Origin of the sequence: Streptomyces sp. NBC_01775, assembly GCF_035917675.1 — a bacterium.
Classification (GTDB): Bacteria; Actinomycetota; Actinomycetes; order Streptomycetales; family Streptomycetaceae; genus Streptomyces.
Map to the genome: position 1 here is coordinate 3,621,983 of NZ_CP109104.1, position 15,749 is coordinate 3,637,731.

General features: G+C 72.6%; 13 protein-coding genes and 1 pseudogene. 6 read left to right on the forward strand and 8 right to left on the reverse strand.

All coding sequences use genetic code 11. The features are described 5' to 3' along the window. Positions 1-45: 45 nt before the first annotated feature. From OHB04_RS16110 to OHB04_RS16125, 4 genes are all read right to left on the reverse strand, one after another. The gene (locus OHB04_RS16110; RefSeq protein WP_326807685.1) at positions 46-660 is read right to left on the reverse strand and encodes a hypothetical protein; all 615 of its coding nucleotides are present in this window, start codon (positions 658-660) and stop codon (positions 46-48) included. Next, on the reverse strand, positions 657-1,493 hold the full coding sequence (locus OHB04_RS16115) for a MerR family transcriptional regulator (RefSeq protein ID WP_326807686.1): 837 nt from the start codon (positions 1,491-1,493) through the stop codon (positions 657-659). Before OHB04_RS16115 ends, OHB04_RS16110 begins: the two co-directional genes overlap by 4 nt. Positions 1,494-1,573: 80 nt before the next feature. Then, the gene (locus OHB04_RS16120; RefSeq protein WP_326807687.1) at positions 1,574-2,500 is read right to left on the reverse strand and encodes a class I SAM-dependent methyltransferase; all 927 of its coding nucleotides are present in this window, start codon (positions 2,498-2,500) and stop codon (positions 1,574-1,576) included. After that, positions 2,497-3,510 (reverse strand): LysR family transcriptional regulator, encoded by a 1,014-nt coding sequence (locus tag OHB04_RS16125; RefSeq protein WP_326688385.1) that lies wholly within the window; start codon positions 3,508-3,510, stop codon positions 2,497-2,499. The genes OHB04_RS16120 and OHB04_RS16125 overlap by 4 nt, the downstream gene beginning before the upstream one ends. A gap of 92 nt (positions 3,511-3,602) precedes the next feature. On the opposite strand from OHB04_RS16125, the gene OHB04_RS16130 reads away from it, so the two are divergent. Further along, positions 3,603-4,901, forward strand: coding sequence for an MFS transporter (locus OHB04_RS16130; RefSeq protein WP_326688386.1), 1,299 nt, complete (start codon positions 3,603-3,605; stop codon positions 4,899-4,901). 40 nt (positions 4,902-4,941) lie between these two features. Here OHB04_RS16130 and OHB04_RS16135 read toward each other — a convergent pair whose 3' ends face one another. Next, entirely contained in the window at positions 4,942-5,343 is a 402-nt protein-coding gene (locus OHB04_RS16135; RefSeq protein WP_326688387.1) for a hypothetical protein, read from the reverse strand. A gap of 520 nt (positions 5,344-5,863) precedes the next feature. Between OHB04_RS16135 and OHB04_RS16140 the strand changes: the two genes are divergently transcribed. Further along, positions 5,864-10,300, forward strand: a complete 4,437-nt coding sequence (locus tag OHB04_RS16140) for an amino acid adenylation domain-containing protein (RefSeq protein WP_442814860.1) — start codon at positions 5,864-5,866, stop codon at positions 10,298-10,300. 25 nt (positions 10,301-10,325) lie between these two features. Here OHB04_RS16140 and OHB04_RS16145 read toward each other — a convergent pair whose 3' ends face one another. Then, on the reverse strand, positions 10,326-10,928 hold the full coding sequence (locus OHB04_RS16145) for a TetR/AcrR family transcriptional regulator (RefSeq protein ID WP_326688389.1): 603 nt from the start codon (positions 10,926-10,928) through the stop codon (positions 10,326-10,328). 110 nt (positions 10,929-11,038) lie between these two features. On the opposite strand from OHB04_RS16145, the gene OHB04_RS16150 reads away from it, so the two are divergent. Together OHB04_RS16150 and OHB04_RS16155 are read left to right on the forward strand one after the other, a co-directional pair. Beyond that, a complete protein-coding gene (locus OHB04_RS16150; RefSeq protein ID WP_326688390.1) occupies positions 11,039-12,229 on the forward strand; it encodes a cytochrome P450 in 1,191 nt (396 codons plus the stop codon). 6 nt (positions 12,230-12,235) lie between these two features. Further along, positions 12,236-12,454, forward strand: a complete 219-nt coding sequence (locus tag OHB04_RS16155; protein ID WP_326688391.1) for a ferredoxin — start codon at positions 12,236-12,238, stop codon at positions 12,452-12,454. Between the two features lie 160 nt (positions 12,455-12,614). On the opposite strand, the gene OHB04_RS16160 is transcribed toward OHB04_RS16155, so the two are convergent. Continuing rightward, positions 12,615-13,133: a GNAT family N-acetyltransferase gene (locus OHB04_RS16160; RefSeq protein ID WP_326807689.1), complete on the reverse strand. Its 519-nt coding sequence runs from the start codon at positions 13,131-13,133 to the stop codon at positions 12,615-12,617. A gap of 297 nt (positions 13,134-13,430) precedes the next feature. Here OHB04_RS16160 and OHB04_RS16165 point away from each other — a divergent pair, with 297 nt between their 5' ends. Then, positions 13,431-13,958 carry an SseB family protein gene (locus tag OHB04_RS16165; RefSeq protein WP_326807690.1) on the forward strand — a complete coding sequence of 176 codons (528 nt, stop codon included), beginning with the start codon at positions 13,431-13,433 and terminating at the stop codon, positions 13,956-13,958. Continuing rightward, a complete protein-coding gene (locus OHB04_RS16170; RefSeq protein WP_326807691.1) occupies positions 13,955-14,506 on the forward strand; it encodes a hypothetical protein in 552 nt (183 codons plus the stop codon). Before OHB04_RS16165 ends, OHB04_RS16170 begins: the two co-directional genes overlap by 4 nt. Before the next feature lie 31 nt (positions 14,507-14,537). Here OHB04_RS16170 and OHB04_RS16175 read toward each other — a convergent pair. Beyond that, positions 14,538-15,734: pseudogene (locus tag OHB04_RS16175) on the reverse strand (RNA-guided endonuclease InsQ/TnpB family protein). Between the last annotated feature and the right edge of the window lie 15 nt (positions 15,735-15,749).

Sequence of the window (15,749 nt, forward strand, 5' to 3'; positions counted from 1 at the left end):
AGCGGGGGCCGGTACGCCGCGCGCCGGGCGCCGTCCGGGCGTGCGTCAGGTGCGCGCGCCGGTCAGCGCCGCCACCAGGGCCTCGGGGGTGTCCGAGTGCAGGTGCAGCGTCCGGATCCGGGCCTCGGCGCCCAGGGGGCGGACGAAGGTGACCGGTTCGCTCAGGTGGACGGTGACCGAGGTGTGCCCGGCCACCGGCAGGGTCAGCGTGTCCTCGGTTACGTCCACCATCCCCGCGTCCGGATAGCGGCGTACGGCGTGCGCGGAGGCCACCAGTCCGGCGGGGACACGCAGGTCGGCCAGCGCCGCGTAGCGCACCCGCAGCGAGCCGTCGGCGCCCACCAGGTGCGGGCGGACCACGGAGGCGGCGTGGAGGCCGATGACGAAGACGACGCCGTAGACATCCAGCACCAGCGTGGGCATGTGCACCATCGGCCAGGGGGCCAGCAGCACCGACAGGGCCACCGTCTCGACCACGGTGATGAAGCCGAACAGCAGCATGGTGGACGCCTGCGCCGCGGCGTAGGGCGCCGTCAGGTCGCCGGGGCGCACCCCGGAGCGGCGCCGGGCGAGCCACATGGCGATGCTGGTCAGGCACCGTATCTCGTGCAGGGCCAGCCGCCGGAGCACGCGTACGGCGCGGGGAAAGGGCATCCTCATCGTCGTTCCTCCCGGTTGGGTGCCAGGGCGCGGGCCCGCTCGGTGAGCAGGGCGATTCCTCGGCGTACGGCTTCGGCCTGCGCGGGTGCCAGGTCGGCGTAGAGGGCCTGCGCGAACACCTCGGGCATGGGCCCTTCGGGGGCTTCGGGGGCTTCGGGGGCCGTGGTGGACAGGTGCCGGACCGACTCGTCCGGCACGCACGCGACCACCGCGTGCGCGGCGGGCTCCACGCGCGGGTCGTCGGCCGCGGCCTCGGCCAGCTCTTCCAGAAGCGCGTAGGCGTGCCGGGCGCGCTCGGCCCCCGCCTCGTCGGCGGTCACGGCGCCCGCCATGGCCACCACGCTCTCGCGGGCGCCGGGCCCCGTCGAGGTCTCCAGGAGCGCGAGGACCTCGCGGTCCTTGGCGGCGATGGCGGGCTCGGGCCCCCTCTCGTCTCCGGCCCCGGCCGCGCGGGCGAACAGGCCGGTCAGCTCGGTCGAGAGCGGGGCGTCGGAGGGGAGGGTGCCGTCCTCCGCCTGGCGCAGCAGCTCGGCCAGGCGCAGGCGGCGGGCGCTGATCTCCTCCTCCTGACGGCGCAGCTCGGCGTCCAGCTCGCCGAGGACCTCGCGCAGTTCGGTGCCGGTCTCATCGGCGAGGACGTCGCGCACCTCGTCCAGGCCGAGTCCGAGCGCGGTCAGGCGCCGTACCCGGGCCAGCCGTACGGCGTCGCGCAGCCCGTACTCGCGGTAGCCGTTGGGGCGGCGCGGGGGTTCGGGCAGCAGGCCCTCGTGGTGGTAGTGGCGCACGGCGCGGGGTGTGACCCCGACCAGTGCGGCGAGTTCTCCGATCCGCATGCCCTCAGTAGAAACGTTGCCGTCGCGTCAAGGTCAACGGCCCGAGGGTGCCGTGGGCTCAGGCGCGTACCGCCGTGGGCTCAGGCGCGTACCGCCGTGTGCACCGTCGTCGCCGTCAGGAAGAAGACGTCGGCGCGGCGGGCCAGCCCCTCGGGCGAACCGTCGTCCAAGAGCGCGTCGAGGGTCTCCAGGTCCTCGGCCGGCAGCCCGTCGGCGAGATTCTCGCGGACCCGCTCCACCCGGCCGCGCACATGGGCGCGGGCGGCCGGGTCCAGGGGCGCCGGCAGGTCGGTGAGGAAGGTGCGGCTGCCGGTGGGGGCGAGCCCGGCGCCGGCGAGCAGCGCGGGCCAGTCCTCCACGGTGCGGGTGTGGCCGGGGAGTTCGGCGCGCATGGTGGCGAACCACTCCTCCTGGGCCGCGTCCATCCGGGCCTGGAGCCCCGGGCGGCCCATGCCGATGTCGCGGGGCAGGAAGCGCGCCGGGAGGCCGCCCTCGCGTACGGCCAGCACGCCGCCGGGACGCAGCGCGGCGGCGAAGGTCTCCAGCGCGCCGCCCTGGTCGCCGAGGTGGTGGACGACGTTGCTGGTCCAGATCAGTTCGGCGGTGCCCAGATCCGGCAGGTCCTCGGGCAGCTCGGCCTGACGTACGGTCACGCGGTCGGCAAGGCCCTCGCGCCCGGCGCGGGCGCGGGCCCGCTCCAGGAGCCCCGGCGCGCCGTCCACGGCGACGGTCTCGGCGCCCGGGAAGGCGTGGGCGAGCGCGGTGGTGGTGACGCCGGGGCCGCTGCCCAGGTCGAGGATGCGGGTGACCTCGTGGCGCCCCGCCAGGTCGTGCAGCCAGGCGGCGGCCTCCTCGAGGAACGGCATGCTCAGCTCGGCCTCGCGCTCCAGGTGCGCGGCGAGCGCCTCCCAGTCCGGCTCGGCGGACGCTCCAGCGGCACCGGCAGCGGTACCGGTACTGGCGCCGTGGGAGTGGGCGTGACCGTGGGAGTGGGAGTGGCGGGTCATGTGTCCTCCATTGCGGTGGGCGTGGGATGTGCGGGCTCGGCGCGCAGGAGCTGGCCCCTGCGGCTGAGCAGGAACTTCTTGAACGCCGCGACCGGCGGGGTGTCCGGGCGGCCCGCCTGCCAGGCGAGTCCGATCTCGCGGACGGCGCGCGGCGCGGTGACGGTCAGCTCGCGCACCCCCCGCCGGGGGAAGACCGGCGGCGGCAGCAGCGCGACGCCCAGCCCGGCGGCGACCAGGCCGCGGATGGTCTCGGCCTCCTCGCCCTCGAAGGCGATACGGGGTGTGAACCCGGCCTCGGCGCACAGCGTTTCGAGCATTCTGCGCATGCCGTAGCCGGGCTCCAGCGTCACGAAGGACTCCTCGGCGGCCTCGGCCAGCCGGACCCGTTTGCGGCCGGCGAGGCGGTGATCGTCGGGGACGACCAGCCGCAGCCGCTGCTCGTCCAGGCGCCGCGCCACCAGGTCGGGCGCGTCGGGCACCGGAGAGGTCAGACACAGGTCCAGCTCGCCGGCGCGGAGGCGCTCCAGCATGGCGTCGCCGTAGTTCTGCACCAGCGCGAAGCGGACGCGCGGGTGGTCGGCGCGGAAGGCGCGCAACAGTCCGGGCACCGTCTCCCAGCCGAGGGTGTGCAGGAAGCCGAAGGCGACCTTGCCGGTGGCGGGGTCGGCGTCGGAGCGTACGGCCTCGGCCGCCTGCTCGACGGCGGCCAGGGCGCGTTCGGCCGAGGCGAGGAAGGTGCGGCCCGCCGGGGTGAGGGAGAGGGCGCGGCCGTGCCGGGTGAACAGGGCGACACCCAGGTCCTCCTCCAGCCGGGCCAGGGCGCGGCTGAGGGAGGACTGCGGAATGCCCAGCTCGTGCGCGGCGCGGGTGACGTGCTCGTGCCGGGCGACCGCGGCGAACTGCGCCAGCCGGGGGGTGAGGCTCAGCGCGAGGGGACCGCCGGACGGGGGCGGGCCGGAGCCGGGCGCGGGTGTGACAGAGATGTCTTTGCCGTTTCGAGACGGTGACATGGGGCGCCCCTAGCTGCGGTGATGCACTGACGCATCGATTCTGGCACTTCTATGCATTGGACGGATGAAACTGGCCGCCGTACGTTCAAGTCATGCCTGCTCTTGATACCAAGGCGTCCACCGAACCCGTGGACGCCTCACCTGTCGAGCCTGTCGAGCCCGCCTCCGAGGCGACGAAGACCGACCCCGACGCGACGAAGCTGAGCCCCGGCGACCCCGGGCACGGGCGGATGCGGCTGGCGCTGTTCGCCGCCGGCCTGTCGACCTTCGCGCTCCTGTACTCCACCCAGGCCCTGCTTCCGGAGATCTCCCACGCGCTGCACGCCGCGCCCGCCCAGGCGAGCTGGACCGTCTCCGGAGCGACCGTCGGCCTGGCCGTCGCGGTGCTGCCGCTGGCGGCGCTGTCCGAACGCTTCGGGCGGCGCCGGATGCTGACGGTGTCCATGGCGGTCGCCGTGGCCCTCGCGGTGATCATCCCGTTCGCGCCCGACCTCTCGACGCTGATCGCGCTGCGTACCCTCCAGGGCGCGGCCGTGGCGGGGGTGCCGGCGTCCGCGATGGCGTTCTTGTCCGACGAGGTGCGCGCCAAGCACCTGGTGGGCGCCGTCGGGCTGTTCGTGGCGGGCAACAGCGTCGGCGGGATGAGCGGGCGGATCCTGACCGGCTGGGTCACCGAAGCGTGGGGCTGGCGCGCCGGGCTCGGTGCCGTGGCCCTCACCTCGCTGCTGTGCGCCGTCGCCTTCGTGCTGCTGGTGCCCCCGGCCCGGCACTTCACGCCGGTGCCGCTGCACCCCCGGCGGGTGGCGGCGACCGTACGCGCGCACCTGGGCAATCCGCTGCTGCTGCGGCTGTACGCGATCGGGCTGCTGTTCATGACCGTGTTCGGCGCGGTCTACACCGTCATCGGATACCGGCTGGTCGACGAGCCGTTCGGGCTCTCCCAGGGGCTCGTGGGCTCGATCTTCGTCACCTACCTCGTCGGCACCTTCGCCTCGGCGACCGCGGGGCGGCTCAACGCGCGGCTCGGCCGCCGCGGCACGCTCTACCTGGGCATCGGCACCGTCTCCACCGGCCTGCTGGTGAGCCTCGCCGACAACCTGGCCGCGATCGTGGTGGGCCTCGTGCTGATCACCGCGGGCTTCTTCGCGGGACACGCGGTGGCCTCCGGCTCGGTGAGCCACACCGCCACCCACGGCGCCGCGCAGGCATCGGCGCTCTACCAGATGTCCTACTACGCGGGCAGTTCCGTGGGCGGCGCGCTGGGAGCCGCCGCGTTCGCCTCCGGCGGCTGGCCGGCGATGGTGGCCCTCGCGCTGGGGTCCATGGTCCTGGCGGCGGGCATCACGCTGTACGCCACCAGGCGTGCCGCGGTGCTGGCCCGCGCCGCCTGAACCCCACCGCCCTCCGGGCGGCAGCCACTCGACCTGACGGTCATCGCGCCTCCTCCCCCTGATCATCCTCGTCGTCCTCGGGCTGTGGCCCTACCGCAACAGGGTCACTGGCAGAGACGCGGTTTTCGTGAGGTGCCCTGTTCGCGTTCAGCCCCAGTCGCAGGAGTAGCCGTAGTGACGTGTGCCGACCGGGTGGCCCGCTCTGCTGAACGAGTCGCCCGGCGAGCAGCACGGCGGCGAGTCGATCGTCGGGGCGGATACGCAGGGCGGCACGGAGCCACGGTTCCTCCGGCCACGTCAGGAGGAAATCGGGGTCCACGAGATGCTCCGGGGAATCGCTCCTGAGCATGCACGACAGCCGCCCCAGTTCACGCGCGGCATCAGGATCCCCGGCAGTAGCCGCAACTCGCAGCCTCTCTTTCGTCTCCTCGGTGATTGCCATGGCACGGGAGGCTACATGCCACAAAGGAGGTCCGATATTGGGTGCCGGAGGGGGCGCCTGCCTGCGGTTTGGGCTGGGCTGAGGCGCGTCGTCCCCCTTCTCCTCAAACCGGGGACGACCGCACACAGGGAAGGCAGTGGACGAGGCAGCAGACCTGACACAGCACCCGGCCATCGCTCCTGTTGCGGCGGCAGATCACCAAGCGGTGGCAGGTCTCGTGCCCAGCTTCGACCAGCAGGTCCAAGACTCTGACCTGCACAGCCGGACAATGAGGAGAGGACGATGTCAAGCCGCGCCAGCGCCGTCACCCGACCCCGAAAAAGTCATCACCGCCTGAACCGGTGACGACTTTTCCATCCACCACCTCCGGCAGCGCGGCCCGGCGCTCCACGATTCCGGGCCCGCCGGAGAGGGCTCGATTTTCCGTTGCGCGCACACCCCTGCCCTCGCCCTCTCGTTGTGCTCGCAGACGTCGCTCATCGAGCGGTTGAGCGGTAGGTGCGATCGGGAGCTGGTTGGCATGGGAAGGTTCGGCAGCGCAGAGGGTCTGCCGTTGACAGCGGCACAGTCGGGAATGTGGTTCGCCCAGGAACTCGACCCGGACAACACCTGCTTCCGGGCCGCCGAGGTGGTCGAGATCCGGGGCCCGGTCGATGTGGGCCTGCTGGAGCGGGCGTTGAGGCAGGCGGTCGCCGAAACGGACGCGTTCCGCGTGCGGTTCGTCACCGACGAGGAGGAGCGCGTACGGCAGGTGGTCGAGCCGTACGAGGACTGGCCGCTGCCCGTGCTGGACCTGCGGGGCGAGCGCGATCCCCAGGAGGCCGCGCTGGCGTGGATGTGGGCGGACCACGAGCAGCCGGTGGACCTGCGCCGTTCACGGGTGTTCTCGTTCGCCGTGCTGCGTACGGCCGACGCGTGCTTCCAGCTCTACATGAGCGCCCACCACATCCTCATCGACGGCTACAGCATGGCCCTGTTCTTCCCGCGCTTCGCCGAGATCTACACCGCGCTGGAGGCGGGCGCCCCCGTACCCGCGAGCCGGCTCGCCCCGCTGGAGCAGGCACTGGCCGACGACGCGGACTACCACCGCTCCCCCAAGCTGGAGCGGGATCGCGCCTACTGGGCGGCGGAGCTGGCCGACTGGGCGTCCCCCTCGAACAGCTCGCAGCACTGGCTCAAGCCGGGCCGCGCCTTCGTACGCGAGAGCGGGCACCTGGACGCGGAGGCGGCCCGGGGCCTGCGGGAGCTGGCACGCGGCGCCCGGACGAGCCTGCCGTGCGCGGCGATGGCGGCACTGGCGCTGTACGTCCACCGGTTCGGCGACCAGGACCGGGACGACGTGGCGCTGGATGTGACCGTCAACGGGCGCAGCGCCGCCAGCCGCGACGTGCCGTGCATGCTGGCCAACGTGCTGCCGCTGCGCGTGACCACCTCGTCCCAGGACACGGTGGACGCGCTGTTGCGGCGCACCGCCGAGCGGGCCAAGGGGCTGGTGCGGCACCAGCGTTACCCGTTCTGGTACCTGGCGCGGGAGCTGCGGCTCGGGCGGCGGCCGGCGGGCGGCATGGACGGCTGGGGCATCAACGTGATGACCCACGACCCGCAGATCAGCTTCGGCCGCCACCCCGCCGTGCTGCGCAACCTGTCCAACGGGCCCGTCTCCGGCATGAGCGTCAACGTCTACGACCGGCCCTCGGACGGGTCCTTGCGCATCGACTTCCAGGCCGACCCCACGGCCTACCCGCCCGAGGAGATCGCCGGGCATCTGCGCCGCTTCCTGGCCCTGCTGCGCACCCTGGCCACCGCAGGACCCGCCCTGCGCCTGGGCGACATCGACCTGCTGGAGCCCGCCGAGCGCGCCCGGGTGCTGGACTGGGGCCGCGGCGAGGAGCCCGGGGTGCCCGACGTGGCGCTGCACACCGCCTTCGAGGAGCAGGCGCGCGGGGCCCCCGGGGAGACGGCGCTGGTGTGCGGGCGGGAGAGGCTGACGCGCGGGGAACTGAACGCGCGCGCGAACCGGCTGGCGCATCTGCTGCTGGTGCGCGGCGCCGGGCCGGGGACGACCGTCGCGGTGGCCCTGCCCCGCACGGCGGGCTACGCCGTCGCGCTGCTGGCGGTGCTCAAGAGCGGGGCCGCCTGTCTGCCTCTGGACGCCGACCACCCGGCCGAGCGCACCCGGATGATGCTGGAGGACGCCCGGCCGCTGTTCGCGCTGGCGACCACGCGCACGGCGGAGCTGCTGCCCGGCGGTTGCGTCCCGGTGCTGGTCACCGACGCGGCGCGGACAGCGACCGAACTGGCCGGCCTGCCCGCCACCGACCCCGGCGACCCCGGTGATTCCGGTGATTCCGGTAAATCCGGTGAATCCGGTGAATCCGGTGAATCCGTCAGGGCGGACGAGGCGGGCGGAGTGCGGGTGCCGGGCGGGACGCCGGTGCGCCCCGCGCTGCCCGGGGACACCGCCTACCTCGCCTTCACCTCCGGCACCACGGGCCGCCCCAAGGGCGTCGTGGTCGAGCACGGGCAGCTCACCCACCTCTTCCACGACCACGAGCGCACGCTCATCGCGCCCGCCGTGCGGGCCGCCGGGCACCGGCTGCGGGCCGCGCTGACCGCGTCGTTCTGCTTCGACACCTCCTGGGAGGGCTGGCTGTTCCTGGCCGCAGGGCAGGAGGTGCACCTGGTCGAGGACCCGGTACGGCACGATCCCGCCGCGCTCGTCGCCCTCGTCGAGGAGCACGGCATCGACTTCCTCGACGTGACGCCGACCGTCTTGAAACAGCTCATGTCCGCCGGGCTGTTCACCGAAGGACGGCACCACCCGGGCACGCTCATGGTCGGCGGCGAGGCGCTGGATCCCGCCTTGTGGGAGCGGCTGCGCCGGCTGCCGCGCACGGCCGTCCACAACTACTACGGTCCGACCGAGTGCACCGTCGACGCCGTGTGGTGCCGTCTGGACCAGCAGGGCGAAGCGCCCGTCATCGGCCGACCGGGCCAGCACGTGCGCGCCTATGTGCTGGACCGCTGTCTGCGCCCGGTACCGCCCGCCGTCACCGGCGAGCTGTACCTGGGCGGCGCTCAGGTCGCCCGGGGGTACCTGGGGCGGCCGGAGCTGACGGCGCGGGCCTTCCTGCCCGACCCGTTCGGGCCGCCCGGCGCGCGGATGTACCGCACCGGCGACCTGGCGCGCTGGACGGCGGGCGGACAGCTGGAGTACGTGGGCCGGGGCGACGGGCAGATCAAGTTGCGCGGGGTACGTATCGAGCCGCGCGAGGTGGAGACCGTGCTGGCCGAACATCCGCACATCGCCGAGGTCGCGGTGACGGCTCAACGGGCCGCCGGGACGGCGGTGTTCGGCGACGCGTCGGGCCTCGGCGACAGTGCGGGCACGGGCGGTGGGACCGGCTTCGGCGACCGTGCGGGCTTCGGTGACCGTGCGGGCTTCGCCGGGGTGGCGGGCTCCCGTGGTGCCGGGAGTCCGGGCACCGTGTCGGGGTCCAGGGCCGCTTCATGCAGGGGCGACGCGGGGCCCGGCGGCCCGGCGGACGAGGTCGGTGGCGCGCACGGCGCTGTTGCGCGCGGCGACGGCCCTGGTGCTGGCGCCGGTGCTGGTGCCGGCCCTGGTACGAATGGTCGTGACACGAACGATGAGGGTGGGGGCGTACGGCAGTTGGCGGCGCACTTCGTCCCCGCCGTCCCCGGGCCGCGCGACGGCGAGGACCCGCTGTCCGCCGGACCCGGCCGCCGCGGCGAGCGCCCGGCGCTCGACCCGGCGGAGCTGCGCTCCTGGGCCGCGGCCCGGCTGCCGTCGGCGATGGTGCCCAGCGTGTTCGTCGCCCACGAGTCGCTGCCGCTGACCCCGCAGGGCAAGCTCGACCGTGCCGCACTGCCCGCCCAGGCGGCGCCCGTACGGCAGCGGCCCTCACGGGCGGCCGAGGGGGAGCGTGAGCGCACGCTGTGCGCTCTGTTCGCCGAGGTGCTGGAGGTGGACGAGGTCGGCGTGGACGACGACTTCTTCGCCCTGGGCGGGCACTCGCTGCCCGCCACCCGGCTGCTGGCCCGTATCCGCTCCCGGACGGGCGCCGAGCTGTCGCTGAGCGCGCTCTACCAGGCGCCCACAGTCGACCGGTTGGCGCGGCTGCTCGATGAGACGGCGCCCCGCCCGGGGTCCGGGGGCGCCCGGGAGACCGGGGACGCCGGGGAGACCGGCGACGCCGGGCAGACCCGCGACGAGAAGGCCGGGCGTGACGCGGACGCCTACGGGATGCTGCTGCCGCTGCGCCCCGCCGGGGACGCGCCCCCGCTCTTCTGCGTACACCCCGCGGGCGGGCTGGGCTGGTGCTACGCCGCTTTGCCGCAGCACCTCCCCGACGATGTCCCCGTCTACGCCCTCCAGGCCCAGGGCCTGCGCCCGGGTGAACGCCCCGCCGCGACCTTCGCGGAGCTGATCGGCGAGTACGTCGCGCGCATCCGCTCCGTACAGGCCCACGGCCCCTACCGGCTGCTGGGCTGGTCGCTGGGCGGCGCGCTGGCCCACGCGATCGGGGCGCGGCTCCAGGCCGAGGGCGAGAAGATCTCCCTGCTCGCCCTGCTGGACGCGGCCCCCATCGACCCCGCCGAACGGACGGCGCCCCTGCGCGACCCGGCCACGGTGCGCCGCCTGGTGACCGAGGCGATCGGCCATCGCCCCCTGGAAGAACCGCAGTTGGCGGCGGTGACAGGGGTGCTGGAGCACTACTCGCGGCTGCTGCCCACATACGAGGAGTCCCTCTTCGACGGCGACGCCCTCTTCTACCGCGCGGCCCACAACGAGGTACCCCACGTCCCGTCCCCCCACATCTGGCACCGTCACCTCACGGGTGAGGTCACCGTCCACGACGTCCCCTGCACCCACGGCACCATGACGGAACCGGAAGCGATGGCGGCGATGACCCGGACCCTGCCGCTGCTGGACTGAACTGCGGGCGCGTCCCGCGTGGTAGTCAGAGCCCCGTCTCCCCGGGGGCGGGGGCCGACCAGAGGTGGCCGACCGCGTCAAGGACCAGTTGGCATACGGTGTCCGGCTCCGCCCCGGCCAACGGTTCGCGCGCGACGACCGTACGCATCAAGCCGATACCGAGCAGCCAGGCCATGGCCAGATCCGCGCGCAGGGCAGCGTCCTCGGTCCCGGAGAGCGAGGCCAGCGCGCTCTGGTACTCCTGGCCCAGCTCCAGCAGGGCCCCGGCCGCCTCGTCGCCCCGCCCTATGGAGCGCAGATACACCTCCAGGGTGCGGTCGGCGGCCCCGGAGGCGCTCTGGCTCAGCATCGAACGAAGGGCCGTCTCAAACAGCTGCTCGGGAGGTGTCGTCTGGAGACGTTCCAGGCCTCCCTGTGCGACGACCTCGGCGAGCAGCTTCTGCTTGGAGCCGAAGTACCGGAACAGCAGCGCCTGGTTGGCCCCCGCCCGGGCGGCGATGTCGCGGACCGTCGCCGCCTCGTAGCCCCGCTCCGCGAACAGGTCACGGGCGGCTTCGAGCAGCCGTCTGCGGGTGGCCGCCGCGTCCCGGCGACGCTCGCCCGCCGGCGAGGAGGGGGCTTGTGCCATGGCTGGGTCCTCTCGGATGGCCCGTCAGGATAACGGCCGTAAAGCATCGTTGACCGCCCCCGGAAGCCGGTCCTACGGTTGTAAGCAGTTGCTTACAACTGGGAGGCCGTATGACGACAGCGGAAGTCGAACCCCACGCCTACCCCTTCAACGCCCCCGAAGGACTCCAGCTCGCCGAGGAGTACGAACGCGTACGGGACCAACCGGGACTGCTGCGGGTCCGGATGGCGTACGGCGAGCCCGCCTGGCTGGTCACCCGCTACGCCGATGCCCGGCTCGTACTCGGCGACCAGCGCTTCAGCCGGGCCGCCGGGGCCACGCACGACGAGCCCCGGCAGTCCGAGGGCCGGCGCGGCGGCGGAATCATCAGCATGGATCCGCCGGACCACACCCGGCTGCGCTCGCTGGTGGCCAAAGCGTTCACCGTCCGCCAGGTCGAGAAGCTCCGGCCCCAGGTCAAGGAGCTGACCGCGGGCCTCCTCGACGAACTGGAGGCGGCCGGCCCGCCCGCCGACCTGGTCGACCGCTTCGCGCTGCCCCTGCCCGTCGCGGTGATCTGCCAGATGCTCGGGGTGCCGACGGCCGACCGTCCGCGCTTCCGGGTGTGGAGCGACGACGCGCTCTCGACCAGTTCCCTGACGGCGGCGGAGTTCGAGGCCAGCCGGGAGGAACTGCGCGCCTACATGGGCGAGTTGATCGCCCTGCACCGCGCCGACCCGCGGGACGACCTGATGACCGCGCTCATCGAGGCCAGGGACGGCCGGGACCGGCTCTCCGAACTGGAGCTGGTCGATCTGTGTGTGTCCATCCTGGTGGCCGGCCACGAGACCACCGCTTCCCAGATCCCCAACTTCGTCCTCACCCTGCTCGACCACCCCGACCAGCTGGCCCGGCTGAGGGAGAACCCTGAGCTGATCCCGGACGCGGTGGAGGAGCTGCTGCGCTTCGTCCCCCTGGGCAGCGGCGCCGGCCAGCCCCGGTACGCCACCGAGGACATCGAGATCGGCGGCACCCTCGTCCGGGCCGGCGCACCCGTCCTGGTCGCGGTGGGCGCCGCCAACCGCGACGCGCTGCGCTTCAGCGTGCCCGGCACCCTCGACATCTCCCGCGAGGACAACAAACACCTCGGATTCGGCCACGGAGTTCATCACTGCCTGGGCGCCCCACTGGCCCGGCTGGAGCTCCAGGAGGCACTGAGCGCCCTGCTCACCCGCTTCCCCGGACTGAGACTGGCCGGGGACGTGACCTGGAAGTCCGAGATGCTGGTGCGCGGCCCGCGCGTCATGCCCATCGAGTGGTGAGAGCCGATGCCGTGGAACGTACGCGTCGACTCCCGGCTCTGTCAGGCGTCGGGGATGTGCGCGGGCCTCGCCCCCGAGCTCTTCGTCCTGGACGGTGAGCACGCCCGGGTGCGCGCCGACCCGGTCGAACCGGACGAGCGCGCCCTGGACGCCGCCGACATCTGCCCGGCCCTGGCGATCACGGTCCACGAAGGGAACACCGTGATCGCCCCGACCCCCGACTGACCCCCACCCACTGACCATCCACGACCGGCCACCGGGGCCGTGGGCCCATGACCCACGGGCCACGGCCCCACGGGCCACGGTCCACGGCCCGGGTGGACCGGCAGTGCGGCCGGTCCACCGGACGAGGGGCGTGGGCTGTACGCGAAGACCGCGGGAGACGTCAGACGGGCGGGTCGGTGCGAAGGAGGCTGTATGTCACCCCGTCCCGCCACGCGCCGTCTCTCCAGCCGATACCACGCATCACGCCTTCACGACTGAATCCGGCCCTTTCCAGCGTCTTCTGCTCGGCGATGTTCTCGACCTCGGTGTCGGCCTCGATGCGGTGGACCGGAGAGTGCGCGAACAGATAGCGCGCCAGCAACCGGTGCGCCTCGGCGCCGTACCCCTGGCCGCGCGCCTGTGGCAGCAACGCGATCCCCATCGTCCAGCAGTGGGCCGCCGGTGTCGTCTGCCGACGGCGCCAGTTCACAAAGCCGAGCGACTCGCTGCCGCGGACCACCATCAGCGTTCCGCCGTCGTCGCCGAGCAGCCCGTTCTCCGCCCACTTCCGCCGGTGCCGGCCCGGATCGAAGAATCCGAACAGCGCGAACTCACCCGCCGCCTCCGGATCCTGGGTCAGATTTTCCAGCACAACCAGGTCGGCCTCGCTCACGGGCCGCAGCGCCACTTGATCGGTCACGCCCGCGACCTTGCCTCACGCGTTCACCGGCTGTCCACCGAATGAGGTTCTCCGGTTGTGCTGAGGTGGGTCGCGCCGTCCAGGCCACCCAGCCCAACCAAGCGGCTCAGCCCGGCCGCTCGGCCGCGCGGCCGTTTCCGGCACGCTTCGCGGCCCGGCCGCGTGGCGGGGGCCCTCGGTTCGGTTCCGTCCACGGGCAAGAAATTTTTCACACGGGCAAAGGAGAATTTCCTGTGTGATGATGACCGGCGGGGGTCATCCGGTGAGGATCCGGGTGGAACGGGGGAGGAACACGAGATGTCGTTGCGTGAGTTGGTCCGCGACGAAGCGGTCGCGGGGATGACCCGGCCGGAGCTGCTGGCGGCGACGCGTTCCGCGCGACTGTATTTCCAGCGGCCCGAGGAGCCGGGCTTCTTGGTGTCGGAGACGGTGGGCGGCCCGGTGGTGCCGGTCTTCACGTCCTGGGAGGGACTGGCGTTGTTCGCCGGTCCCTGCGAGTGGGCGTCGACGACGGTGTCGGATCTGATCGAGCTGCTGCCCGAGGGTGTGCGTGCGCTGGTGGATCCGTTGGGGCCGCGCGCGTTCGTGCTGGACGCGGACACGCTGCGGGAGCCGGGCGCGAGCGCGGGTGCGAGTGCGAACACACAGGCAGACGCCGACGCACGGGCGGACGCGAACACGCACGCGGACGCGGACGCGGGTGCCGACACGGGTCCGAGCGCGGACACGGGTCCCCGCGCGGGTGCCGACACGGGCGCGGGTGCGCGGCAGGAGTCGGGCGCGGGTTCGGAATCAGGCGCGGGTCCGGGTGGGGTGTCGGTATGACTGAACACCTGCGGGAGCCCGGCTCGAAGGGTGTGCAGCCGGGGGACGGCTACCGGGTGGAGATCGCCTCGTTGCGGCGGATCCTCAAGCCGTTGGAGGAGTCCGTGACCGCGGCGCGGAAGATCAAGAACGACTGGAAGCCGATGGCCGAGCACATCAATCTGGCGGCCACCATGGACATCGTCACGCCGGCCGAAGACGTCCTGTCCAAGTGGGGGTTCGGCATGGGCCGGGTCGCCGAGCACACCGACACCGTTGTCGATACCCTCCAGGAGGTCATCGCCGCCTACATGCTCGCCGACCTGCTGCGCGTCAAGGACTTCGCTCCCACCGCGGACAACATCGCCAAACTGCCGTCCGGCGACGTCGGCCAGTGGGTGTGGGACCACGGCGCCCGCCCCAAGTTCGACCCGCCGCCGAAGATCTGGCAGGAACCCTGGCTGGACGATGACGGCACGACGGTGACGGGGGATGTACCCACCAATCCCCGGCAGCGCGTCGATGGGACGTGGGAAGTGGACGGCGGCGGGGGCGGGACGATCGCTTGACTTGAGCCCCTTCCTGAAGGGAGGGGGATCCCTACGGCTCGCGCCGTGGGGGTTTCTGCTTCATCGCCGGCTGCCCCGTCCGGGAGGACTCCCGTTGAGGTCTTACACCAGCTCCCCAGACAGACACCGCCAGCCCGGCGGCCAGAATGTTCTTCGCCGCATTCACGTCCCGGTCATGCACCGTGCCGCACTCACACGTCCGTGTACGGACGTTGAGCGGCAGCTTCGACCGGATCGTGCCGCAAGCACCGCACAGCTTCGAGCTGGGGAACCAGCGGTCGACGACCACGAGTTCCCGCCCGTACCACGCGGTTTTGTACCCCAACATCGTTCGCATGTCGCTCCACGCCGCGTCGGAGACGGAGCGGGCGAGCTTGTGGTTCTTGACCATGTTACGGACGGTCAGGTCCTCGATCACGACCGTTTGGTTCTCACGGACGAGCCGAGTGGTCAGCTTGTGGAGGAAGTCCCGGCGCCGGTCGGCGATCCGCGCGTGGACACGGGCGGCCTTCCGGCGGGCCCTGGCCCGGTTGCTCCCCTCTCCCTTTGCCTCGCGGGACAGTTCCCGCTGGGCCCTGGCGAGCCGGGCCCGGTCCTTGCGCTCATGTTTCGGGTTGGGGATCTTCTCTCCGGTGGAGAGCGTAGCCAGGGACGTGATCCCCAGGTCGATACCGACGGCACTCGTGGTGGGCGGGGCCGGGGTGATGGTGTCCTCGCAGAGCATCGACACGAACCAGCGTCCGGCCGCGTCCTGGGACACGGTCACCGCGGACGGCCGCGTGCCCTCGGGGAGCGGCCGGGACCACACGATGTGCAGCGGCTCGGCCATCTTGGCGAGGGTCAGCCTGCCCTCGCGGAAGCGGAAACCGCTGGTGGTGTACTCGGCACTCCTGTGGGACTTCTTCCGCGACTTGAAGTGCGGGTACTTCGCGCGCTTGGCGAAGAAGTTCGTGAACGCGACCTGCAAGTGCCGCAGCGTCTGCTGGAGCGGAACCGAGGACACCTCGCCCAGGTAAGCCAGTTCTTCGGTCTTTTTCCAGGCGGTCAGCAGCGCGGAGGTCTGGTTGTAGTTGACCCGCTCCTGCCGCGTTCACGCCTGCGTACGGGCCTCGAGCGCCATGTTGTAGACCTTCCGCACGCATCCGAAGGTACGCGACAGCTCAGCCGCCTGCGCGTCCGTCGGATAGAAGGTGTACTTGAACGCCCGCTTCACATGGTTCGGGGCCATGCTCACAAACTGGCG